This is a genomic window from Mycobacterium persicum (genome assembly GCF_002086915.1).
Taxonomy (GTDB): domain Bacteria; phylum Actinomycetota; class Actinomycetes; order Mycobacteriales; family Mycobacteriaceae; genus Mycobacterium; species Mycobacterium persicum.
This window is the reverse complement of record NZ_MWQA01000001.1, coordinates 6,093,503-6,115,446: the sequence shown is the minus strand read 5'-3', so window position 1 is coordinate 6,115,446 and position 21,944 is coordinate 6,093,503. Positions and strand designations below refer to the sequence as shown.

Sequence of the window (21,944 nt, the reverse complement as noted above, 5' to 3'; positions counted from 1 at the left end):
CACAATCGGTCTATGCCTGTAGCCGATTGGGCAACAGCGGGTAGATCACCGCCGGGCAATACGTCGCGATGGCGACAATGGTGAATGCGGCTGCCACATCGTGCGACATCCCGTTGTCTTCGGCCATTTTCGCGACGACGGATTCGAACGTCCCGTCCGGTTGGACTGCCATCGGGCATACCGACCGGCCGATCGCCATCGCCGCCGCCGGCTGCCCATATGAAATGCCGGCGTTGTTCAAGGCCGTCAGGAAGGCATTACCCATCATGTCGGCGTGCGTGGGTGCCGCCATGGTCGCGGACATGCCAAGCACCCCGGCAGCCGAGGCCAAGAGTCGAAGGGCCATCATCGATGCCGTCATCTCCGCCTTCTCATCTGTCGGTTCTTGGACACGTGCCACATAAATCGCTGAATACACTGCTGGGCGGCGGTCACATTCACAACACGGTGCGGTAAAGGTTTGCCCACTAACCCGTTTCGCAATCGATCTGCGTAGCCGCGAACGTCTAGAGACGGCGATTTCATGCGCACGTTCGCGCCGAGCACCCTGTCCCCCAATCGGGGGACACGCGGACCCCGCTACTGGGGGACCCAAATTTTCCCCCGGCTATTAGCCAGTTGTGGGATAGCAGCGGAGTGCCAAGCCTCGGAAGATTGGTCTCGGAGCGGGAACTGAAGCATCACGAACCCGCTCCGGAGGCCAAGGAAGCGAGGAGTTCTCCCAGATGTCCCAAGAACTCCTGCACCGCGCGACCGAGGCCGCCAACCACTAGAACTTCGGCGGGGGTCCCATCGCCTCCCACCCCCCAAGTCTGGGATCCCCGCCGAATCACCCGCCCAGCGGGGTCTCATCGCCGCCCCCCTCCCCCTCCGCGATGAGATCCCGCTGGGATTTTCTCTTGCACCCGTCGCAATGTCCCGCCGCAAACCCGGCAACTAAGTAGCGTGAAAAGCCATGTCGGAACTGTCCGGGCTCGGCACCCAGCCACTGATGAAAGCTGGACCCGACTGGTCACATTGGCCGCCACGAGTGTTGGGTCACGCCGACCCCACCACAATCGGATATCGGGCGGGCACTCACCGGGTCATCTCGCCCGATCAAACTTGGCAAGCCGTTCAGCCTGCGCTGGAGCGGGCCGGGATCACCCGCGTCGCCGACCTGACCTGGCTGGACGATCTCGGAATTCCCACCGTCCAGGCCGTGCGGCCCGCCTCGCTGACCTTGTCGGTCAGTCAGGGGAAGGCCACCACGTACCGCGCCGCCCAGGTCTCGGCCGTCATGGAATCGCTGGAGAACTGGCACGTGGAGAGCATCACTGCCGACCTTTTATCCAGGAGCACAACAGATCTCGCCCGTGAACTGACCTATGACCCGGCCGACCTCCACCGGCCCGCCGGAAGCTTCTACCATCCCGGCGCCAAGCTCGACTGGATGATCGCGACGACATTGCTGACCGGCCGCCGAACCTTTGTGCCGTGGCTGGCCACCGTCGTCAACGTGGCGATCAGCGACTCCTGGGGACCGCCGATGTTCGGGATGGACACCACGGGATTGGCTTCCGGCAACAGTTACCACGAGGCCACCCTGCACGGGCTCTACGAGATCATGGAGCGCCATGGCATGGCCACGGCCGCGCCGGGATCGACCTTGTTCGAGGTACCTCTGGACGACGTCGCCCGCTCGGAGTGCGCCCAACTGGTCGAGATGATTCAGCGGGCCGGAAGCGAACTGCGCGTTGCCCGGATCGGCAGCTGGGACGGGTTCTACTGCTTCGCCGCCGAGATCACCTCGCCCATGGCCGAGATTCCGTTCAGTGGCAGCGGGCTTCACCACGACCCCAACGTGGCGCTGTCCCGGGCGATCACCGAGGCCGCGCAATCGCGCCTGACGGCCATCAGCGGGGCTCGCGAGGATCTCCCTTCGGCGATCTACCACAGGTTCGCCCGGGTGCACACGTATGCCCCGGCTCGTCGATCGATGCAGTCGATGCCCGCCGCGCCCGCCACGCCCTGGCACATCGACCACAGCAACTCGCTGACCGAGCTGCTCGCCACGGCGGCGACCGCCGTGACCGTCCGGTCGGGCGTCGAGCCCCTCGCCGTCGTCTGCGACTTCGACGACGCCTGCGTCCCCGTGGTCAAGGTCGTCGCCCCCGGACTGTCGGCTTCCATACATTCGCCGATGCGAACCCCCCTACAGGAGCACGGATGACAACCAACGGCCGGGTCGTCGTCACCGCGGGACCAACGATCGGCGCCGACGATATCCATGCCGTGTTGCCCACTGCCGAAGTGGTGGCGCCGATCGCGTTCGGTCAGGCGCTCGGATACGGGTTGCGGCCGGGCGACACCCTGCTGATCGTCGACGGACTCTTCTTCCAGCAGGCGTCGGTCCGGCACAAGGAATTGCTGACCCTCATCGACGATGGGGTGCGGGTGGTCGGTTCATCGAGCATGGGAGCGTTGCGCGCCGCAGAGCTGCACCCGTTCGGCATGGAAGGCTACGGCTGGGTCTTCGAGGGCTATCGCGACGGGCTGCTCGAAGCCGATGACGAAGTGGGGATGGTGCACGGCGACCCCGAAGACGGTTATCCGGTGTTTGTGGACGCCCTGGTCAACATTCGCCATACCGTCGCGCGGGCCGTCGAATCCGGGCTGATATCAGCAATTTTGGCTGACCAGTTGATCGAAACCGCACGCAGCACCCCGTTTACCCAGCGTACCTGGAATCGATTGCTGGAGGCTGTCGGCGCTCCGGAAAGCCGCATTTTGGCAACACAATTGAGGTCACTGCGGGTCGACATCAAACACGCCGACGCACTCTTGGCGCTGCGCGAGGTGGTCCGCGGCAAAGGCGGCCGTTCCGTGCGGCCGGGCCCACCTCCGACGATATGGTCGGAGCGCTGGCGGCAGCGGTGGGCGCCTGCGACACCCGTTCCCGTCACCACCGACAGCGGAGCCCAGTCGGCCGTCGATGTCGGTGACCTTGACGTCCTTTCGCTGCTGAGCGTGTGCGCGATCGATCGATGGGCATATGTCCCGGCGCTGGAGCAGGTCGCCGCCTGGTACTGGAATCTGACGCACCCCGACGATGGCGGCGCGGTGTGCGAGCGGGCCGCCCGGGCCGTCGCCGAAGTAGCGGCCGACAGCTATTTGCGCTCGCTGGAGACCGTCGCCCACCGCTATGCGCAAGCCACCGGCATCATCGACGAGTCCGGCTTTCCCGAGCACGTCAGGGCACACTGGCTCACCGCCGAGGAGAACGATAGCCTGCGCGACGATCCGATTGCGGTCTCGGCGCGACTGACCACCCGCACCCTTTTTTTCGCCCGGTCGCTCCCGGCGATCCAGCACTTCCTCGAACTGCTGCGGGCAGACCCTCGGCTGCCCGAATGGCGCGCCATGGCCGCCCGCGCCCTCGCGCAGCGGGACGAATTAGCCCGTCAGAAGCCACATTTGAACGTGCGCCGCCCGGATCCTGGACAACTCAAGCGTCTATTCGGCAACCGATGGCGCACCGAGGTGAACCGAATCGAGCTGGCGCAGCGAGGATTGATGACCGAGGACGCGTTCTATACCGCCGCTACCCCCTTCGCGGTGGCGGCCGCCGACGACGAGTTGCCGTCCCTCGAGGTCGGCAGGCTCGGTTCTGGCCGCAGTATGGGAACCGGGTAACGCTTCGCCGTATAGAAGGCGGCCGAACCTCTTGGTAGGCAGCGACATCGATGCCCCGCGGCACTGCCCAAGGTCACCCCGGCAGCTACGCTGGCGCACGAGGTGACCAGCTTGCACCTGGATCAGCAACAAGCTGTGGAGGCAACCGATATTGCTGCAAAAGCAGCTTTTGGTGATACCGGCGGAATCGCCAACCTCCCCGATGGAACAAAGGTTGTACTGCCGGTGGCCCTACCTCAGCGAGTGGCAATGATGGTACATCCTGACGGATCGGTCACAGTCTTCAAAGGTGACCTTACCCAATTTATGCCCTACCTAGGTAAGTGAACGGATAAGTGGTGAATACAGCCTCGGTTGTCGCAATCTTCGAGTTCGAAGTGTACCTGCTCATGACGATGAAGATAAGAATGGTCAACAAAAAAGCTACAGTACTAGAAGCCAAACTAGCTGAATACGGGTTCTCGGTGAGCGACGCGGAGCGCATACATGCCCAGATGACCGAAACTCTTGGCGACAAGACGTCGCGATTTGAAACCTTGAAGAAGCTCCTGGGGGCGGGTCAGGACTCCACGTCACTGACATATAGCAGCGTATTGTGGCCTGAATTCGACTTCAACGCCACTGGCGAAGGCGGACTGCTTGCCTCGGCGCGGTATTGGCACGTTAGAGGTCATTCGCCAACAGTCCATTTGCCAACTGAGCTTCCCGCATGGAGCATCGACATAACAGAGTTCACGCAATATTTTGGCCCCATGACAGACGGCGATCAATGGTCCCTGTTCGATAAACTTCTCCCCGGATATGAGGAGTACCAATTCGAATGGCAGGGAACACGTTACGGTGCCGCATTTAGTTGGGGCTTATTCTTATTTGCGGCAGAGTTCTGGGAGTAAGCTAGGCAGTTGCGAGCTTCTCATGAAACCGTAAAGTATCGTAACTCTCGAGGTCCCATCGCATACGGTGCTGCGGCTGCCCATGTCGCTTGAGCGGTTCCGCGGTTGGAGTTGGAGAAGGCGATGGCGACCATTCGGGCGTTGTGGAACTCCGACGGCGAACCGGATTCATGGCATTTCCCGCTGCGCGATGCCGTGTTTGACCTTCCGCGCCTACAGGGGCACATGGCCGGAGATCTGAGTCGCCGCTCACCGCCCGCGCATTTTGTCGATAGCGTCCCGCGGAATGATGGACTTCGGATCTGACGTGGCTCACGCATGGTGATCAACGAGTCATGTTGAACACCAAGTGATTTGGTGTTGTTTGGCAAGTGCTGCAGCGGCGTGTTTGTTTAGCAATGACGGCGCGTAGTTCGTCCATGGAGACATCGGAGAGGTAGCGGCGGGTGACTTGCCATTCATCGTGGCCTTCGATGACCACCGCGGTGGACAGGCGCAAAAACGCTGCGGGGTTCGGGAAGATCTCCACGACATCGGCACGGCGCTCGATTTCCTTGTTGAGTCGTTCGATATGCGGTTGTTCGACCAGATCTTCTGCCGATGCGCTTTCGGGAACGCGGTGCACGCCAACACATCGGTCTTGGCCTGGCTCATCATGTCGGCCGCCTTCGGGAAGCTGCCCGCCAGGGTGTCGGTGACCCGGTCCCATAGCCAACCACTCCGGGGTGGTCAACGCGTCACAGTCCAGATCCGCCACCACATCTAGCGCCGCATCCAACCCGTCGAAGGCTGCCGTGATCGCTTCGCGCTCCGCCATAATGCCCAACCTATCGGCGGGCACCGACAAACCCCTGACAGAAAATGACTGCCCAACAACCGATTTCACGTTTCGCCCAGAGCGAACAGCAGCGCTTTCCGACGCGCGGCCACCCAGCTACCTATGCACGACGAAGCAGGGCACATCCAGCAGATCTCTCGCGCACGCGCAGCGATAGGCACTTGGCACATGTTGGCGTCACAGCGAGTAACTGACGGAAAGATCTTCTGCCAAAATGCAGGCTAGTACTGCAGCCGTAGATCGAGATCATTGGTGTTCGCGTTGTCGGTACTGGGATTGTCGGGCTCGGTATTGGTGTCGTCTTCGCCATCGTGACCAGGCCAGCAGGCTTGCCAGGGTGCGGTGGGTGACGAGCAGCAGTGCGTCGAAGAGGCGTCGAAACTCGTTGACGGTCAAGGCGCCGGCGCCGGCGGAGTGTGTCTGCCAGGCATGTGCCGGGATCAGCGCGGGCAGCGCATCGACGCGGATCGGGCCGGCATGGGTGGGCACGCGCCGGTTGGCCGCAACCGCCATCACGTAGCCCAGCCCGTGGCCTCGAATAGCGGCGCGCAGTCGTGGGTCGGCTCCATAGACTTCGTCGCCGGCCACCCACCCCGCGGGTACTCGGGCGGCCACAGCGCGGTCGATCAGTGTTACCGCCAACGTTGGTTTGGTCGCGAAACCCCGCTTGTCGGCAGGGATTCCGGCGTCGGCGCAGCGGTCATGGTCGTCGGCCCAGCTGCGCGGAAGGTACAGAGCCCGGTCGATCAGCGCGTGCCCACGCGGGGCCGCATACGTCAGATACACCGCCATCTGGGAGTTCTCGACACGGCCCGCGGTACCGCTGTACTGGCGCTGCACCCCGACGCTGTGCACACCCTTCTTGACGTCACCGGTCTCGTCGACCACCAAGATCGCACCCGGGTCACCGAACGCATCGACGATGTAATCACGCGGATCGTCACGGACCGCGTCGGCGTCCCAGCTCGCCCGTGCCAACAGATGCTGCAACCCATCGGGGGTGGTATCACCGCGGTGCTCGGCGATAGTCCAGCAATTCTTGCGGTCCAAGCCCGAGACCATCCCGGCCATGAGTTCACCGGCATGCCGCAACGGCTCGTAACGGGCAAAACGCGGCGCGATCCGATCCAGCACCGCCGAGTACTCCGCCTGCCACCGATCAGGGTCTGCGCTATGAGCCGCGGCGACCGCGGCATATTGAGAAGTTGTCACAAACTGAAACAATGCCGCGGTCACCGCTCTGACCAGCGCAGACACGCCAGCATCAGCAATCCCTATCTACGGCTGCAGTACTAACGGGGCTTCGCCCCAGCCCGACGAGGCATGTCGTGATCAGCTTGGGGTGTGGGGCTCCGGTCGGACGGGGTTGAGACCGTGACCGGCGGACCGATCCGGTGTATGAACCGCATAGCGCGGTTGGTTGGCCTGACTGGCCGCCCGTCCGATCGGAGCCTTGTGATGACCGTAGCGCGCGCGGTTGATGATGTCTTGTCCGAACATGTGGTTTTCGACGTCGAGTGCATCGACCGCATGTTCTGCAATGTCTATGTGCCGGGATTGCAATACCCAGCTGGCCTGGTGGGCTATGTGCATCGACGACTGGGGTTGCCCATCGCCTCGACCGCGCCACTGGTCAAGATCACCGACGCGTTCTGCACAGCGGTGCACCGGTTTGCTCGCGACAACGCCATCCCGTGGGTGAATTTCGCCAAGGGACAACGCAAAGACGACATCGCCCACGAGCACCTGGCCCGGTTCACCGGCACCGAAGGGGTGCTGTTCGTGGGTCGCGCGCAGGAAAAGACCAAGCTGTTTCGCACCGAGAAACGCCGCGACACCAACGGCGATTCCTACCCGTGGATCGTGCCAGCCAGCGGGCTGATCAACCACTTCTACTTTTATTGCTACGACGAGGACTTCGGCCCGTTTTTTATCAAGTTCTGCTCCTATTTCCCCTACAACGCGAAGTTGTGCCTCAACGGAAACCATTGGGCCCAGCGCCAAGCCGCCAAGGCCGGCATCGGGTTCACCCCGCTCGATAACGGGTTCGCCGCGGTCGAGGACCCCGCCGCGCTGCAAGCCATCTGCGACAGTCTGGGGCCCGAACACATCGAAGCGCTGCTGGACAAGTGGCTGGCGGTCCTGCCGCACCCATTTTCCGCAGCCGACCACGCCGCGGGCTACCGCTACGAGCTGTCGATCCTGCAGGCCGAATTCTCGCTGACCCAGATGCTCGACAAACCCGTGGCGGGCCGGATGTTCTTCGAACAGGTCATCCGCGACAACCTCGACATCGGCCGCCCCGACCAGGTCGCGTTGATCTTCGACCGCCGCCTGATGCGCCGCGGACCGCGCTGCACACCCGGGTCATTTCGCACCCGGGTGATCACCGCCGGTGTCACCCCCAGCCTGCACGTGGATTACAAGCACACCCGAATCAAGCAGTACCACAAGGAAGGAAAAGCCCTGCGCACCGAAACCACGATCAATGACACCACCGACTTTTCGATCGGCAAACGACTGACTAATCTGCCCGCCCTGCGGGAGATCGGCTTCTCGGCCAACCGACGTCTGCTGCACGTCCAACGACTCAGCCACGACCCGATCACCGGCGCCGAAGCGCTTGACACCATCACCGCCGCGGTCACTACCGCCACAGGCACTCGTATCCCCGGACTACGGCTGGCCCAGCGGCGCAGCCACGCCCTGCTGCAGGCATTGCTGACGTTCGGCTGCCAAACCAACGGCTTCACCAACCGCGATCTGCGCATCCTCACCGCCGAATTACGCGGACTGCCACCCGATGAGGTCACCGCCGGACAAACAACCTACGACCTGCGCCGACTCAAATCCCGGGGCATGATCACCCGCATCCCGCACAGCAACCGCTACACCGTCACCGACCGTGGCCTGCACACCGCCCACTTCTTGACCTGCGTGCATGACCGCTTCCTACTCACCGGCCTGGCCCACCTCTCCGACCACACCACGGCCCCTCCGCTACAGCAAGCTTCTCGCGCCTACAACGCAGCTCTCCAAACCCTCAGCCACACAACACTACTCGCCGCCTAGCACCAAACGCGCAGCGTTATGACGTCAAACTTGACTCGAAATTCCGGCTGCGCCGGATCCAGCCAAACTAGGTCAATTGAGCATATTCAAATACATTCAATTGACCTGATCCGAGGTTTGTATCCAACCCATCTGATCCCGAGTTGCCGTATAAGAGGCCGCCGATACCGCCTTTACCACCTGTCCCGCCACCTTGCCCACCGGCCCCGCCGGCACCACCATCGCCGACCCACCCTGCGGCGCCGCCGTTACCGCCGCTCCCGCCAACTATAGAAGTGCCACCAGCCCCGCCATCGCCGCCATTACCGCCGTTGCCGAACGTTCCAGCTTGCCCACCGTTACCGCCACTCCCACTGTCGCCTCCGCTACCGCCACTGCCCGTCACCGTTCCGCCTTCCCCGCCGTTACCGCCGTTGCCATACAACACTCCACCCTTACCGCCGTTACCGCCGTGACCACCGAAACCGGTTCCATTTTCGATTCCGCCGGCTCCGCCGTTACCGCCGTTTCCAAAAAGTCCGGCCGAGCCGCCGTTACCACCGGAACCGCTTCCGCCGTCTTCGCCACACCCGGTTCCGCCGGCTCCGCCGTCGCCGCCGTTTCCGAAAAGCCCGCCCTCGCCGCCGTTGCCGCCATGGCCGCCCGCTCCGTCATTACCTCCATCGCCACCTGCTCCGCCATGGCCGCCGTTGCCAAACAACCCTCGACTGTTACCACCGGAACCGCCACTGCCGCTGAAACCGGTTACGGAGTTTCCGCCTCGTCCACCGTCGCCGCCGTCACCGATAAGTCCGGCAGCTCCGCCATTGCCGCCGTTGCCACCTGTCGCGCCGCCGGCGGTGTTGCCGCCCGCTGCGCCGTTGCCGCCGTTGCCAATCAACAATCCGCCAACTCCGCCATTGCCACCGGCCCCACCGCCTCCGCCGGTTAGGGAATTTCCGCCCAGTCCACCGTTACCGCCGTCACCGATAAGTCCGGCAGCTCCGCCGTTACCTCCGGCGCCGCCGCCGTCTGGGCCAGCTCCGCCGTTGCCGCCTACGCCTCCGTTGCCGATCAGTCCGGCAGCTCCACCATTACCCCCGTAGCCGCCATTGCCCTGGGCGATGGTCGCGGTTCCGCCGGTGCCGCCTGCGCCACCATTACCAATGAGCAGCCCGCCGTGGCCGCCATTACCTCCGCCAGCCGCGGCCCCGCCGGTGCCGCCGGCGCCGCCGGTGCCGAACAGTCCGGCGTTGCCGCCGTTTCCGGCGGTGCCGCCGTTTGCGCCGGTTGTGGGGGCGGTGCCGCCGTTGCCGCCGGTGCCGCCGTTACCGATCAGGAGTCCTCCCTGGCCGCCGGTGCCGCCGTTTGCGCCGGTTCCGCCGGCTCCGCCGTTACCGCCGTGGCCGAACAGTCCGGCTGCCCCGCCGTTGCCGCCGTTTTGGCCTGCTGCGCCTGATCCACCGTTGCCGCCGTTGCCCCACAGCCATCCGCCGGCGCCGCCGTTTTGTCCCGTGCCGTTGAGCCCGTTGGCGCCGTTGCCGATCATCTGGCGCCCGACCAGCCATTCGCTGTCGGCGTTGGCTGTGTTGATCGCGTTGCGGGCGGCGTTGTCGATCTCGGTGGCCCAGTATTTCTCGGTGGTGCCGTTGAGCAGGTCAACAAACTGCTGATGCAGCCACTGGTAGTCACGGCTTAATGCCTGCCAGGTTTGGCCGTGAGCGCTCAGCAGGGCCGTCATTGCCATCGAGACTTGATCGCTGCCAGCGGCCAGTAGCCCAGTGGTGGAGATTGCCGCAGCAGCAGTTGCTTCGTTAAACACCGATCCGATAGCCGCTAAATCGGTTGCCGCGCATTCCAACGCGTTCGGCATGAGAGTCACATATGACACAGCGGGTCCTCCTATGATCTACCAATATCGTTGCTTGACAAGCGTTATGGGATTGACGCGGTGTCAACCGCTCCTACCGTGGGCGATCACGCTGGGTGGGGTGGCCAATGGCGGACTCAAACGACAGCAAAGTCTCCTGCAAATTCCGGGCCAATCGCTGCCACGCCAATCCCACCCCGGCCAACCCCCCAAGCCCGCACCAGAGTAAATCAGCGCCGAATTAACTTCCGGCGACATGCTCAAGAATTCCAATATTTCGCTCCTCAAAGCACCACTCAAGCGCCAGGCGTATAATCACAAAGCAGTCATCAAGAACATATGCAAGTCGAAAAGACGAGTCGTCGATCGGGCCTGATCCGAGCGACGACCATTGCACTGCTAATGGCCTTTCCTCGCGCCATCGATGATTACGGCAAAGTTGCTCATTTCAATTGCGCACTGAACTTATATCGAAACAATTATCCATGAAGAAATTACAAAGATTCAAATCCAAGTGTTTATCTAGCATTAAACAAAGTTTATCAACATCAGGACAAGAGCGCGGGTGAGCAACCAGCGCACTGCCTTGTGGATCAAGGCCCTAGCCGCGCTGACCCTGCTGCACTTCGGCGCTCACCCGCAGCTCGGCTGCCAGCGAATCTAAGACCCGACCCGTTCGACACCTGCGACATTGCGCTTGCCACGGCGCAGGACCAGCCAGCGGCCGTGCAGGAAATCCGTGCCCTGCGGCGTCCATTCGTCGGTTTCGACGCGAATGTTGTTGACCGAGACCCCGCCCTCGTTGACGGTGCGCCGCGCCGCCTTCCTGCTGTCGGCAAGGCCGGTGGCCACCAACAGGTCCACGATCCCGTCGGGAGTACCCGGTTTGAGTTCGGCGACCGTGGTTTCGCGCAGTGCGGCGGCCAGCGTCGGCTCGTCGAGCCGGCCCAGTTCGCCCTGCCCGAAAAGCGCCCGGCTGGCGTGCTCGACGGCCGCGGTCGCTGCTTCGCCGTGCACCAAGGAGGTGAGTTCGGTGGCCAGCCGTCGTTGGGCCGCACGTTGTTGCGGGCGCTCAACGGTCGCCTGCTCCAGTTCGGCCAGTTCGTCGGCCGACAGGAAGGTGAACCACCGCAGGTAGCGGATCACGTCAGCGTCGGCGGTGTTGACGAAGTACTGGTACCAGGCGTAGGGGCTGGTCAGCTGCGGGTCCAGCCACAAGCTGCCGCCGCCGGTGGATTTGCCGAACTTGGTGCCGTCGGCGGCGGTCACCAACGGAACGGTGAGCGCATGCACTGCGGCACCGAGCTTTTGGCGCACCAGCCGGACCCCGGCAATGATGTTGCCCCACTGATCGGAACCGCCGATCTGCAGAGCACAGCCGTGGCGCCGGTGCAATTCGACGTAGTCGTTGGCCTGCAGCAGCATGTAACTGAACTCGGTGTAGGAGATGCCCTCACCTTCCAGACGGCGCCGGATCGTGTCGCGGTCCAGCATCACGTTAACCGAGAAGTGCTTGCCGACATCACGCAGGAATTCGATGGTCGACATCGCGGCAGTCCAGTCGATGTTGTTCTCGACGATGGCGCCCGTCGGCGAACCCCCAGAATCCGAGAAATCGACGAAACGTTCCAGCTGCCCGCGGATCCGGTCGGTCCATTCGGCGACGGTGTCGGCGTCGTTGAGGGTGCGCTCGCCGACGTCGCGCGGGTCGCCGATCATGCCGGTGGCCCCGCCCGCCAGCACGATGGGCCGATGCCCGGCGCGCTGGAAGCGGCGCAACGTCAGCAGCGGCACCAGATGTCCGGCATGCAGGCTCGCGGCGGTGGGGTCGAAGCCGGCGTACAGCGTCGTCGGGCCACGTTGCAACTCGGCGGCCAGCGCGTCGAGGTCGGTGGACTGCGCGATCAGCCCCCGCCACCTCAGCTCGTCGAGGATCATGGTGCAAGAGTCTTCCAGGGTAAGGCGCTGCCGACCCAGCCGGGCTCCGGCCTGACGGGCCCTGATATTTCGGCGAAGATGTGGATCCTCGGCGTTGAGGTTGCGCCACAGAATGGGTAGCGGCGTACCAGGCTGCGGCGAGGCAAAACGGAGACGGGAATGCTCAACTCCGACGACGACCACTCGGCATTCGGTTACGATGGCGAAACCCTGATGCCCGAACGCGAAGTGAATGCCGGCTATGCGGTGGCGGCGCGCCCGTTACGGCAATGCGTAGACAATAGAGCCGACAGCACCGAAATTCGCTCTTCGGAAAGGACCGCAGCGACCGAGTTCGATGCCGTCGATCAAAATTTCCAGGTCGACCCTTATCCGGTGTACGCCCAATTGAGGGAGCATACGCCGATTTTTTACAACGAGGAGACCAGAAGTCGGGTGGTGACCCGGTACCACGACATCGTGGAGTGCTTGAAGAGGTCCGATTTGATCAGCCATGACCAGTTCTGGGACGAACCGGTCAGCCGCCATGATCGATCGGATCGCCGGCAAGCCTACGTCGTCAATGCCTTTTCCCACATGATGATGTACAAGGACGGCCGGCCACACGCGCGTATGCGCAAGCAAAGCAACCGGACATTTACCCCACCGCAGGTGAAAGCGCGCCAGCCGGAAATAGAGCGAATTTGTCGCACATTATTGGAGGAATGCCGCGAACGCGGAAGGTTCGACGACGCACACGACTTCGCTCAACCGCTGCCGAGCATTGTGATCGCAGACTATCTTGGGCTACCACAACAAGACCGGCAATGGATCCGCGCACTCGCCGATCGGTTTGCGGTCGTGTTCGAGCCGCTGCTGTCCGACCCGGAGCGAACCGAGATCCTGACCAGCACCGTGCCATTGGTCGACTATCTCTTCGAGCTCATTGACACGCGACGACGTCAGCCGGGAGACGACTTTGTGTCGTTACTGGTGGCAATCCGCCAGGAGGATGGCGGTATGACGGACGTCGAACTATGCGCAAACCTCATGCACCTGTTGGTGGCCGGCAATGAGACAACCACAAATCTGTTGGAGCACATGATCGTACAGCTGACACGGTTCCCCGAGATGCGCGCTGACATCGAAAGTGACCCCGAAAAGATCAGGGCGTTCATGGAAGAGACGCTTCGCTACGAGGCACCGATCCAGATAATCGCCCGCAAGACCACCGACGAGGTCACGCTCTATGACCAGCAGATCTTGCCGGGATCGTTGGTCGCCTTCGTGCTGGGATCGGGCAACCGCGATGAAGCCAGGTTCCCGGATCCGGACACCTTTGACCCGACCCGAGCCGACAAGGCGCATCTGTCGTTCGCCAGCGGGGCGCATTTTTGCCTCGGCGCCCCACTGGCGCGACTTCAGGGGAACCTTAGCGTCTAGTCGCTGGCGCCCGGGACCGGCGCTCGGGGGCTGCGCCGATAGGCCGACACCTCCGGTCGCCCCGCAAGCCACAATCGCCATGGCCGGTCGGCGGCCTGGCTGACGCCGACCCGGGGACCGGACAGCCCACGGTGCGTTTCGTTGAGGCTCAACGTCACCGGACTGTCCGGGTCGAACAGGTCAATCCCATTGTCCGCCATGGTGATTCCCAATGCTGAGCAGAGATTTCCCGGGCCACGCGCCAGCGCGGCGGTACGAACCAGTTCGCCGCGACGGGACCGGGCGACATCGATGCCGTCCTCGACGACGCAAGCTCGCAGCAAGACGGCGGCAGCCGTGCCGTCGGGGCCGCACGAGACGTTGGCGCAGACATGGATTCCGTGGCTGCGGTAGGTGTAGAGGTGGCCGGGCGGCCCGAACATCACCGCGTTTCGGCCACTGAGCCCGCGGTAGGAATGCGCCGCGGCGTCCGGCCACGGGCCGTGGGGCACCCCGCCGTAGGCCTCGACCTCGACGACGATGCCGCGCACCCCTCGTCCCGCGAGAGTGGCGCCCAGTAATCGATGCGCGGCAGCGACCGGGTCCACCAGGAGTTGCTCAGCGCTCACCGGAGAGATTGTGCCGTGCCTCTTGACAAGCACCGGCGACAGGTCGATATTCATCGTATGATGAGTTCATCGAGTGATGAATTACCTCGAGGCGGCGCCGAACCCGCGGTCGTCATCGAAAGCTTGACCGTCATCCGTGGCAAACACACAGCGGTTCAAGATGTTTCACTAGGAGTCGGGTGCGGAACCATCACCGGGCTGCTGGGCCCGTCCGGCTCGGGCAAGACCACGTTGATGCGCTGCATCGTCGGCTCCCAGATCATCACCTCCGGATCGGTGCGGGTTCTGGGGCTGCCGGCCGGATCGCTCCCCTTACGCCACCGCGTCGGATACATGCCTCAGGACCCGACCATCTACAACGACCTGCGGGTGATCGACAACGTGCGCTACTTCGCCGAACTCTGCGGAATCGACGGTCAAGCCGCCGACGAGGTGATCGACGCGGTGGACCTGAACAGCCACCGGACGGCGCGCTGCGCCAACCTCTCCGGCGGCCAGCGGGCCCGCGTTTCGCTGGCCTGTGCCCTGGTCGGCCGGCCGGATCTGCTGGTGCTCGACGAGCCGACGATCGGCCTGGACCCGGTGCTGCGGGTCGAACTGTGGGATCAGTTCACCGCACTGGCGCGGCGTGGCACCACGCTGGTGGTGTCCAGCCACGTGATGGACGAGGCCGACCGCTGCGGCGATCTGCTGCTGATGCGCGAGGGACGGCTGCTGGCCCACACCACGCCGGACGAACTACGGAAGGAAACGGGATGCACATCACTGGAGGACGCGTTTCTGTCCATCATCCGACGCACCACCACCGCGCCCGTAGCCGGCTGAGCCTGCAGAACTATACGGCCACTACCGCGAGGATTCTGCGCCAGCTGACTGCCGACCACCGCAGCATCGCGATGATCCTGCTGGTGCCGGTTCTGGTCCTCACGCTGATGTATTTCATGTTCGACAAGGTTCCGACCCGCCCCGGCGCTCCTTCCGGATTCGACACGGCGTGCATGGTCTTGTTGGGCCTTTTCCCGCTTTTCGTGATGTTCGTCATCACCGCGATCACCATGCAACGCGAACGGGCTTCGGGAACGCTGGAGCGCATCTTGACCACACCGCTGCGCAGAATTGATCTGCTCGCCGGCTACGGGACGGCGTTTTCGATCGCCGCGGCCGCCCAGGCCACGCTGGCCTGCATGGTGGCGTTCTGGTTCCTCGGCTTCGACACCGCGGGCAGTCCCGCGTGGGTTTTCGTGATCGCGATCGTCAACGCCATCTTGGGTGTCGGGCTGGGGCTGCTCTGTAGTGCCTTCGCCCGCACCGAATTTCAGGCCGTGCAGTTCATCCCGCTGGTGATGGTGCCGCAACTGCTGCTGGCGGGCATCATCGTCCCGCGGGCGCTGATGCCGACCTGGCTGCAGTGGCTCAGCAATGCCATGCCGGCCAGCTACGCCCTGGAGGCCCTGCAACAGGTGGGGGCACATTCCGAGTTGACGTACACCACGGTGCGCGACATCGTCGTCGTGCTGGCTTTCGCGGTCGCGTCCATGGCTCTGGCCGCGGCGACACTGCGACGCCGGACGCCATAGTGACGATGCGTCGACGCCCCGGCCGGCCGGCCGGCAACTCCGACACCCGCGAGCGCATCCTCGCGTGTGCGCGGGAACTGTTTGCGCACAATGGTATTGACCGAACCTCGATCCGTGCCGTGGCCGCGGCCGCCGGAGTGGATGCCGCCCTGGTGCATCACTACTTCGGCACCAAACAACAGCTCTTCGCCGCCGCCATTCACGTCCCGGTGGATCCACTGGACATCATCGCCCCGATGCGGCAAACCCCGGTCGAGGAGCTCGGCGTGAAACTGCCGACCGCACTGCTTGCGCTGTGGGATTCCGAACTAGGCCCACGGTTGATCGCGGCGGTGCGCTCGCTGCTGTCGGGCGACGGGGTCACCTTTGTGCGCTCCTTCTTCGAGGACATGGTGACCGCGGAGCTGGGTTCACGCGTCGACAGTCCCCCCGGGACGGGACGGATCCGCGCTCAATTCGTCGCCTCCCAGTTGATCGGTGTGGCCATGGCGCGCTACATCATCAAGGTGGAGCCTTTCGCGTCGCTGCCGGCCGAACAGATCGTGCGGACGATCGCACCGAACCTGCAGCGCTACCTCACCGGGGATCTGCCGGAGGGCCTGGCGCCGTGAAGCGGGCGTGCTCGTCGTCGCCGACGTCGCGGGCCTGCTCGACCAGCAGGACGGGGATGCCATCCTCGATGCGATAGGCGCGCCGCAGCCGCGGGTTGTAGAGCAACGGGCCGTCCGGGCTGGAGGCGAGCAGCAGCGGACCCTGGTCGGCCGGGCATACCAGGATGTCGAGCAGCTTGTCGTCAATCATCGGCGGATTGCTGGCCGCCCAACTCGGTGCGCGCCGCCGGGGTCAGCCGGCGAAACTCGCTGGCGGCAGGATCGAAATACCATGCCTGACGTCCCGGTTTGGGAATTCCGGCGGCCCGCAGCGCGCTGACGGTGGGCCGATAGGTGGCGCTGAGCGACAGCTTCGGCACCACGTGGACGATGTCGGGTCCCAGGCCGACCGGCATACCGGCGACGGCATCGGTCAGGTCGGCCGCGGTGATGGTCGCTCCCGGTCGCAATGTCACCGCGGCGACCGCGAGCTGACGACCGTTGGCCGAGACGTCGTAGGTGACCGCGAGATCGACGCCGTTGATGCAGCCCAGCGCATCGGTGACCGGCTCGGCATACACCATTCCCCGCGCGGTGCGCACCACCGAACCGCGCCGGCCCGCCAGCCAGTAGTCCCCGTCCGGGTCGCGGAAGAACAGGTATTCGGTGGAGATCCAGGTGTCGGCGGGGGCGAAAACGCCCCGCTTGATCGACGCGCTCGGGTCGATGGGTCCGCTGGCGTGCGCCAGCAGCACTCCGACCTGGTTGGCCGCGGCGACCTGGACGAACCCGCGGTCGTCTTCCAGGATCAGGTCCTGTTCGGCGTCGTAGGCGCCGAGTTCGACGCGTCCGGCGCCCGGCAACGGGCGGCCCTTGCTGCCGATCTTGGCGCCGGACACGTTGGCCAGCACCGCCTGTCCGTCGGTGGTGGCGAAGAACTCGACGACATGTGCCGGCGCGAACGTGTCGACGACTCGCCCCCACAATCCGGTCGGCATCCCCGAGCCGATGAACAGCCGCACGGGGTGGTTGCCGTACAGGGCAAAAGCCGGATCGTCGACCACGTCACGCAGCATCGCCCAGGTGTAGGACACGACGGTGACGCCGTAGCGGCGTACCTCGGCGACGAACCGGTCGGCACACAGTCCGCGCGACAGTGCGATGCGCGCGCCGCCGACGACCGCACCGCCCAAGCTCACCAGCAGCGCGGATTCGTGGTGCAGCGGCGTCAGGCAGTAGACGGTGTCCCGGCGGTCTAGGGCGGCCGTCGATGCGGTGCCGAAGGCCGACACCGCCCAGCGGTAGTTGGTGATCTGCTTGGCGACCAGCTCGCCGCCGACCGCGCTGAATGCAATGAACGCCAAATCCCTTGCCAAGCCCGGGTTTTGCCGATACCAGGCGGGCAACTGGACGGCATCGGGGTCGATCTTCTCCATGTCGATCACATCGGCGTCTTCGGGCAGATGCAGATCTCGTGACTCGCCGCCGCCCAGCACCAGCACCTGTCCGGGCAATTGGCGTGCCGCGGCGAGGTTGGTGGGATCGGTGATGATCTCGGTCGCTCCCCCGAGCCGGACCTGTGCGGCCAGGTCGACGTCTTGGCGCATCAGCACCACGATCGCCCCCAACCGGGACAGCGCCGCGATCGCGACCAGGGCGCTGGGCCGCGTCTCCATCAGCACGCCCACCCGGTCACCCTGGCGCACCCCGACGTCGATCAGGCCACGGACCACGTTGTTGATGCGCCGATTCACGGCCTCATAGGTGTGCACCCGATCGTCGAACAGCAGGAATTCGCCCTGCGGCGCGTCGTGGGCCTGTTCGTCGATGATCCGGCCCAGCGAAATCCGGGTGTGATCGTTGAGCTGCCCCAGCCGGGCCAGTCGCGGCAGCGTGCGGACGGTTTCGACAGCCAGGGTGCGCATGGACTTGTTGGCGGCGACCACCGCCTCGGCCGCACCGCGAGCCATCGCCAGGGCCGCCTCGGACATCTCTCCGATACCGTGCGCGACCCGGGAGCTGAATGCGACTCCGCTGTCGGTGTGTTCGGCCGGCTGCTCGACCATCAAGCTGATGTTGGCCGGCTTGTCACCGTCGCTGGAAATCCAGCGCACCCATTCGGCGACGGTGGGCCAGCTCTGGTGCGCCGCCCTGGATCCGACGACGAGACCGAAATGGCCGGTGCGGATGAGGCATTCGTAGACGTCGGTGTTGGGCGCGGCGCGCCGGATGCCGCGCACCGAAGCCGGCTGGCCGATGTCGTCGACCTCGCCGACGAAAGCCAGTATCGGACAGGTGATGTCGGTGAGTGTCACCATTTGGCCGCTGATGGCGAAGCCGCCGGTCATCATTCGGTTGTGGGCGATGAACTGCTTGAGCAGTTCTGAGATCGCCGGACCGGACCAGGCGATCCAGCCTTCGGATTCGAGGAATCGGCGCTGTTGCTCCCGCGGCAGCAGGGCCTCGCGGTCGTGGAGCTGCCGCAGGAAGTCGATGCGGGCCTTGGCCGTCTTGAGCGGATCCATCATCTGGAAACCGGTGCGTGCCATCCAGCTGGGGATGGCCAGCCGATTGAACACGTGATCTGCCATAAAGCTGGCGGCGGCCGCACCGAAGTTCGCCGGAATACCCATCGGCAAGGCTGCCAGGGTATCCACCGGCGAGCCGAACGCGACGACGCTGGCGACGTTCTTGGAACGCCGGTATGCCGCGGCCTGATAGCAGAACATGCCGCCCTGCGAATAGCCGACGATGTGCACGTCCTGGCCGGTGGTGTCATGCACCGTGTCGATGGCCTGACTGAGCGCGACGATGTGGTCGGCCAGATTGCGGCGCATACCGCCCTCGACCTTGTCGGGCGAGCCGAAGTCGATGACCCATGGATCCAGCCCGCGGGCGTGCAGGATGCCCACCGCGCCGTCCTCACGAGTGACGTCCCACATGTCGGCCGACATCATCATCGGGTGCACCATCAACACCGGCGGACCCACGGGCGCGTGTCCGGGCCGGGTGTCCGGCGGGAAGTAGCGTCGCAGCTTGTACATCGGTACGCTCTCGACGATCTGGGACGGAGACGGCACGCTACCGGTTTCGAGACCGCCCAGCCGCAGGACTTCAAGCCCATTCTGGGCCGTGGCCACCAGACGCTCGACCGGGCGTGTGACCATCGACAAATTGAGATCCACCACTGCTCCTGGGTGCCTGAGTGCTCCTGAATGCTGCTGAGTTGGCCTTGACCAGCGTGGACATCATTCCACATCGGAGCGGGGCGCAGGTCACGCCGTCGCAGACGACGCCGCCGGCGCCGCCGGGGTGCTGCGGCCCGGATGACGTTGCCCGGGCCGCAGGCCACCCCTATCCCGGGCGGCGATCAGCGAAAGAACTTGCCCAGCACGCTGGCCGCCCCCTCGTCGGCGTCGAGATAAGCACCGGCGGCTTTACGAAGACTGTCTGCTAGCTGTCCGTCGACCTGTTGAACGCACGCGCCGGTGGCACTGCGGATGGTCTCGAACCCTGCCAGGGTCTGATTGAACAGCGAGCAGAACGAACCGTGAGTGGTAGAGACCGACTGACTGATTCCGCTGACCATGTCGACCGCGGATTTCACATCGGCCGACACGTTGCCTTGAATCCGCTCCAGCACGCCCAGGAACTCCGGCACGACGTACAGAAAATGTCCCATGACTACTCCCCTCTGGTGAAAAATCTGGCTAACAGGTTGGCTCGCTAGGCTTTTGACACCCCGGCATTGACGAATATCGGCAGTTTCCCGGTCTTCTCAGCACTCGTTGGCGGGCCGTCGACGGGAGCCCGCTCGGCATCCGCTCCGCCCGAAGCCCCGCCACTTCCGCCGTCGCTCTGCGGTCGGCGCGAAGGGGCATGCGGTACAGATCCTGGCAACCCCGGCGTACCCGACGAGGATTGCGCGCCGGTGGCCAGCGCCGGGTTGCCGGCCTGACCAATACTGCCGATAGGGCCTACTTCCATTGGGAGCGAACGCATCTGAGTCATCGCTCCGCCGAGTCGACCCATCGCCGGCAAGCCGGCACCGCCGAGAGCGCGTACTGGATCGGACAACTGAGCAAGATCAGCCAAGTGGGTCAAGTCGGGCATGGCGGCCGCGCCGGCTGACGCCGACCTTCCCGACATCCCGGCGACGCCCGACAACGACGACAAGCTGGACAACATGGTTCCCAAGCCCATGTCGGAAAATATGCTGGCGATCTCTGACCATGCCGCGTAGAGAGCGGACTCCAATTTCGAGATGAATTGTCGTATATCGAACTCGATGTCCGACACGACGGCAATCACTTCCTCCTCGATCAGGGCTTCCAGCAGCTCGACCAATTTCCACAGCGCGGCAATCAATTTGGCGGTGTCTTCGGCCGTCTTGTACGCCAGGTATGCGAGCGCACCGGTGACCATACTCATCATCAGCGAGGTGATCGGAAGTTGAAACCCGTCCGAAAGCCATTGCCCGACGAGGGGTATATAGGAAATCACGACGGCGACCGGACGCGCGATCTCGAGAACTCGCTTTGCGAATGCCAGGACATCGCGGGTTTTCCGTACCGCATCCGCTTGATCCGTTACCAGCGTCCCGGTCATGTAGTCAAGGTCCGCCAAGATTTCTTCGCGCAGCTTCTGCAGCTCATTCTTTGCGGAGTATGCGTCCGCCGCGGTACCCATCCAGCGGTCGCCTGGGGCGGCGGAGGCCTGATCCTGGGCAGTTCGGGTGAACCATGACGAACTGGTGTTGAAAGCGTCTCCGGAAACAGGCAATCCGATTCCAAGCAACGCTTCGAAGCCATCGATGGTGCCGATCGCCGAATCGATGATCCATGCTCTGTCCATTGTGATTCGTCCTCTCGCAGGCTAATTCGTTTAGCGGTTGGCTACGGGCGCGCGAAAGGCGCTACCCGGTTATGCATGATCACCGGCTGATTGCCGGGATTTGAATACGGCACGCGCGCTCGCCGCGCCGCTTGGAAATCACTCCGCCAGATACGTGCTAGGCGCCATTCATAGCGCGGGCACGCCAAGTGAAAAGATGAAGCTGATCAGTGTTTTCGTCTAGCTGCCATGGACCGCTCCTAGGGCAAGGAACCAACAATGACGAACTGCCGCAACGTATCGCACCAAACAACACCGCTTTCGGTGCGCAAGTCAGCTGACAAACTGTTTCCCAGCCCGCTGGCCGGGGTTTACTTCCTGTCAACCTTTGCATGCGACACAAAAGCATTGCCATACAGTTGTATTACGCAAGCCACAGTAGGGCCCGACAGCCGTAAGCGCAAGAGCCAATTGAGATTTGCTCGTGACCAGTCTGTGACCAATCGCGCGCGACGGCCACCCACGCGTCGCCGGTGTGGCTTCGGCGGTCGGACTCGAGGAACTGCCGGGTTCAACCGATCGGTCGCGCGCCGGACACGACCGCAACAACCATGCATGCGGTCCGGCACTGAACTGAACCCTTTTGGCG

The 21,944-nt window shown here is 63.9% G+C and carries 17 protein-coding genes and 3 pseudogenes; 10 read left to right on the top strand and 10 right to left on the bottom strand.

Annotated elements, in window-relative coordinates:
* Window positions 1–10 precede the first annotated feature (10 nt).
* Window positions 11–361, bottom strand: a complete 351-nt coding sequence (locus B4U45_RS27655; protein ID WP_089025167.1) for a DUF732 domain-containing protein — start codon at window positions 359–361, stop codon at window positions 11–13.
* Window positions 362–955: 594 nt separating this feature from the next.
* On the opposite strand from B4U45_RS27655, the gene B4U45_RS27650 reads away from it, so the two are divergent.
* From B4U45_RS27650 to B4U45_RS29655, 5 genes and pseudogenes are all read left to right on the top strand, one after another.
* Entirely contained in the window at window positions 956–2,212 is a 1,257-nt protein-coding gene (locus B4U45_RS27650) for a YcaO-like family protein (RefSeq protein WP_075545207.1), read from the top strand.
* Window positions 2,209–3,675 carry a TfuA-like protein gene (locus B4U45_RS27645; RefSeq protein ID WP_075545206.1) on the top strand — a complete coding sequence of 489 codons (1,467 nt, stop codon included), beginning with the start codon at window positions 2,209–2,211 and terminating at the stop codon, window positions 3,673–3,675. Before B4U45_RS27650 ends, B4U45_RS27645 begins: the two co-directional genes overlap by 4 nt.
* 111 nt (window positions 3,676–3,786) lie before the next feature.
* Entirely contained in the window at window positions 3,787–4,002 is a 216-nt protein-coding gene (locus B4U45_RS27640) for a hypothetical protein (protein WP_131808239.1), read from the top strand.
* Window positions 4,003–4,013: 11 nt separating this feature from the next.
* Window positions 4,014–4,568: a hypothetical protein gene (locus tag B4U45_RS27635; protein WP_241780124.1), complete on the top strand. Its 555-nt coding sequence runs from the start codon at window positions 4,014–4,016 to the stop codon at window positions 4,566–4,568.
* Window positions 4,569–4,667: 99 nt separating this feature from the next.
* Window positions 4,668–4,806: pseudogene (locus B4U45_RS29655) on the top strand (LLM class flavin-dependent oxidoreductase); the annotation flags it as partial.
* Between the two features lie 87 nt (window positions 4,807–4,893).
* Here the strand turns inward: B4U45_RS29655 and B4U45_RS27630 are convergent.
* Together B4U45_RS27630 and B4U45_RS27625 are read right to left on the bottom strand one after the other, a co-directional pair.
* Window positions 4,894–5,276, bottom strand: a pseudogene (locus B4U45_RS27630) (transposase); the annotation flags it as partial.
* Window positions 5,277–5,802: 526 nt separating this feature from the next.
* Window positions 5,803–6,537: pseudogene (locus tag B4U45_RS27625) on the bottom strand (IS701 family transposase); the annotation flags it as partial.
* 327 nt (window positions 6,538–6,864) lie between these two features.
* Between B4U45_RS27625 and B4U45_RS27620 the strand changes: the two are divergent.
* A complete protein-coding gene (locus B4U45_RS27620; RefSeq protein WP_083156273.1) occupies window positions 6,865–8,478 on the top strand; it encodes a hypothetical protein in 1,614 nt (537 codons plus the stop codon).
* A gap of 67 nt (window positions 8,479–8,545) precedes the next feature.
* Here the strand turns inward: B4U45_RS27620 and B4U45_RS27615 are convergent, their stop codons facing one another.
* On the bottom strand, window positions 8,546–10,348 hold the full coding sequence (locus tag B4U45_RS27615) for a PE family protein (protein WP_259643923.1): 1,803 nt from the start codon (window positions 10,346–10,348) through the stop codon (window positions 8,546–8,548).
* A gap of 639 nt (window positions 10,349–10,987) precedes the next feature.
* On the bottom strand, window positions 10,988–12,265 hold the full coding sequence (gene tyrS, locus B4U45_RS27610; protein WP_075547278.1) for a tyrosine--tRNA ligase: 1,278 nt from the start codon (window positions 12,263–12,265) through the stop codon (window positions 10,988–10,990).
* 159 nt (window positions 12,266–12,424) lie between these two features.
* On the opposite strand from tyrS, the gene B4U45_RS27605 reads away from it, so the two are divergent.
* Window positions 12,425–13,687: a cytochrome P450 gene (locus B4U45_RS27605; RefSeq protein WP_075547277.1), complete on the top strand. Its 1,263-nt coding sequence runs from the start codon at window positions 12,425–12,427 to the stop codon at window positions 13,685–13,687.
* On the opposite strand, the gene B4U45_RS27600 is transcribed toward B4U45_RS27605, so the two are convergent.
* The gene (locus B4U45_RS27600; protein WP_089025115.1) at window positions 13,684–14,295 is read right to left on the bottom strand and encodes a DNA-3-methyladenine glycosylase; all 612 of its coding nucleotides are present in this window, start codon (window positions 14,293–14,295) and stop codon (window positions 13,684–13,686) included. The genes B4U45_RS27605 and B4U45_RS27600 overlap by 4 nt on opposite strands.
* A gap of 57 nt (window positions 14,296–14,352) precedes the next feature.
* On the opposite strand from B4U45_RS27600, the gene B4U45_RS27595 reads away from it, so the two are divergent.
* The 3 genes from B4U45_RS27595 to B4U45_RS27585 are packed head-to-tail and all read left to right on the top strand — an operon-like array spanning window position 14,353 to window position 16,483.
* The gene (locus B4U45_RS27595; RefSeq protein WP_075547275.1) at window positions 14,353–15,120 is read left to right on the top strand and encodes an ABC transporter ATP-binding protein; all 768 of its coding nucleotides are present in this window, start codon (window positions 14,353–14,355) and stop codon (window positions 15,118–15,120) included.
* A 2-nt stretch (window positions 15,121–15,122) separates the two neighbouring features.
* Entirely contained in the window at window positions 15,123–15,872 is a 750-nt protein-coding gene (locus B4U45_RS27590; protein WP_240316764.1) for an ABC transporter permease, read from the top strand.
* Between the two features lie 5 nt (window positions 15,873–15,877).
* Window positions 15,878–16,483 (top strand): TetR/AcrR family transcriptional regulator, encoded by a 606-nt coding sequence (locus tag B4U45_RS27585; RefSeq protein ID WP_075547286.1) that lies wholly within the window; start codon window positions 15,878–15,880, stop codon window positions 16,481–16,483.
* Here B4U45_RS27585 and B4U45_RS27580 read toward each other — a convergent pair.
* The 4 genes from B4U45_RS27580 to B4U45_RS27565 form a co-directional block, all read right to left on the bottom strand.
* On the bottom strand, window positions 16,449–16,673 hold the full coding sequence (locus tag B4U45_RS27580; protein ID WP_075547273.1) for a Trm112 family protein: 225 nt from the start codon (window positions 16,671–16,673) through the stop codon (window positions 16,449–16,451). The two genes, B4U45_RS27585 and B4U45_RS27580, sit on opposite strands and share 35 nt — an antisense overlap.
* Window positions 16,666–19,650: an acyl-CoA synthetase gene (locus tag B4U45_RS27575; RefSeq protein ID WP_089025113.1), complete on the bottom strand. Its 2,985-nt coding sequence runs from the start codon at window positions 19,648–19,650 to the stop codon at window positions 16,666–16,668. The genes B4U45_RS27580 and B4U45_RS27575 overlap by 8 nt, the downstream gene beginning before the upstream one ends.
* Window positions 19,651–19,832: 182 nt before the next feature.
* Window positions 19,833–20,144 carry an ESX-1 secretion-associated protein gene (locus tag B4U45_RS27570; RefSeq protein WP_075547272.1) on the bottom strand — a complete coding sequence of 104 codons (312 nt, stop codon included), beginning with the start codon at window positions 20,142–20,144 and terminating at the stop codon, window positions 19,833–19,835.
* A 44-nt stretch (window positions 20,145–20,188) separates the two neighbouring features.
* Window positions 20,189–21,316, bottom strand: coding sequence for an EspA/EspE family type VII secretion system effector (locus B4U45_RS27565; RefSeq protein WP_075547271.1), 1,128 nt, complete (start codon window positions 21,314–21,316; stop codon window positions 20,189–20,191).
* Between the last annotated feature and the right edge of the window lie 628 nt (window positions 21,317–21,944).

Excerpts from the sequence above, each read along its gene's own strand:
- B4U45_RS27650 (WP_075545207.1), top strand. The coding sequence starts at position 956 with ATGTCGGAACTGTCCGGGCTCGGCACCCAGCCACTGATGAAAGCTGGA.
- B4U45_RS27655 (WP_089025167.1), bottom strand. The coding sequence starts at position 361 with ATGACGGCATCGATGATGGCCCTTCGACTCTTGGCCTCGGCTGCCGGG.
- tyrS (WP_075547278.1), bottom strand. The coding sequence starts at position 12,265 with ATGATCCTCGACGAGCTGAGGTGGCGGGGGCTGATCGCGCAGTCCACC.
- B4U45_RS27620 (WP_083156273.1), top strand. The coding sequence starts at position 6,865 with ATGACCGTAGCGCGCGCGGTTGATGATGTCTTGTCCGAACATGTGGTT.
- B4U45_RS27585 (WP_075547286.1), top strand. The coding sequence starts at position 15,878 with ATGCGTCGACGCCCCGGCCGGCCGGCCGGCAACTCCGACACCCGCGAG.
- B4U45_RS27595 (WP_075547275.1), top strand. The coding sequence starts at position 14,353 with ATGATGAGTTCATCGAGTGATGAATTACCTCGAGGCGGCGCCGAACCC.
- B4U45_RS27580 (WP_075547273.1), bottom strand. The coding sequence starts at position 16,673 with ATGATTGACGACAAGCTGCTCGACATCCTGGTATGCCCGGCCGACCAG.
- B4U45_RS27605 (WP_075547277.1), top strand. The coding sequence starts at position 12,425 with ATGCTCAACTCCGACGACGACCACTCGGCATTCGGTTACGATGGCGAA.
- B4U45_RS27645 (WP_075545206.1), top strand. The coding sequence starts at position 2,209 with ATGACAACCAACGGCCGGGTCGTCGTCACCGCGGGACCAACGATCGGC.
- B4U45_RS27565 (WP_075547271.1), bottom strand. The coding sequence starts at position 21,316 with ATGGACAGAGCATGGATCATCGATTCGGCGATCGGCACCATCGATGGC.
- B4U45_RS27570 (WP_075547272.1), bottom strand. The coding sequence starts at position 20,144 with ATGGGACATTTTCTGTACGTCGTGCCGGAGTTCCTGGGCGTGCTGGAG.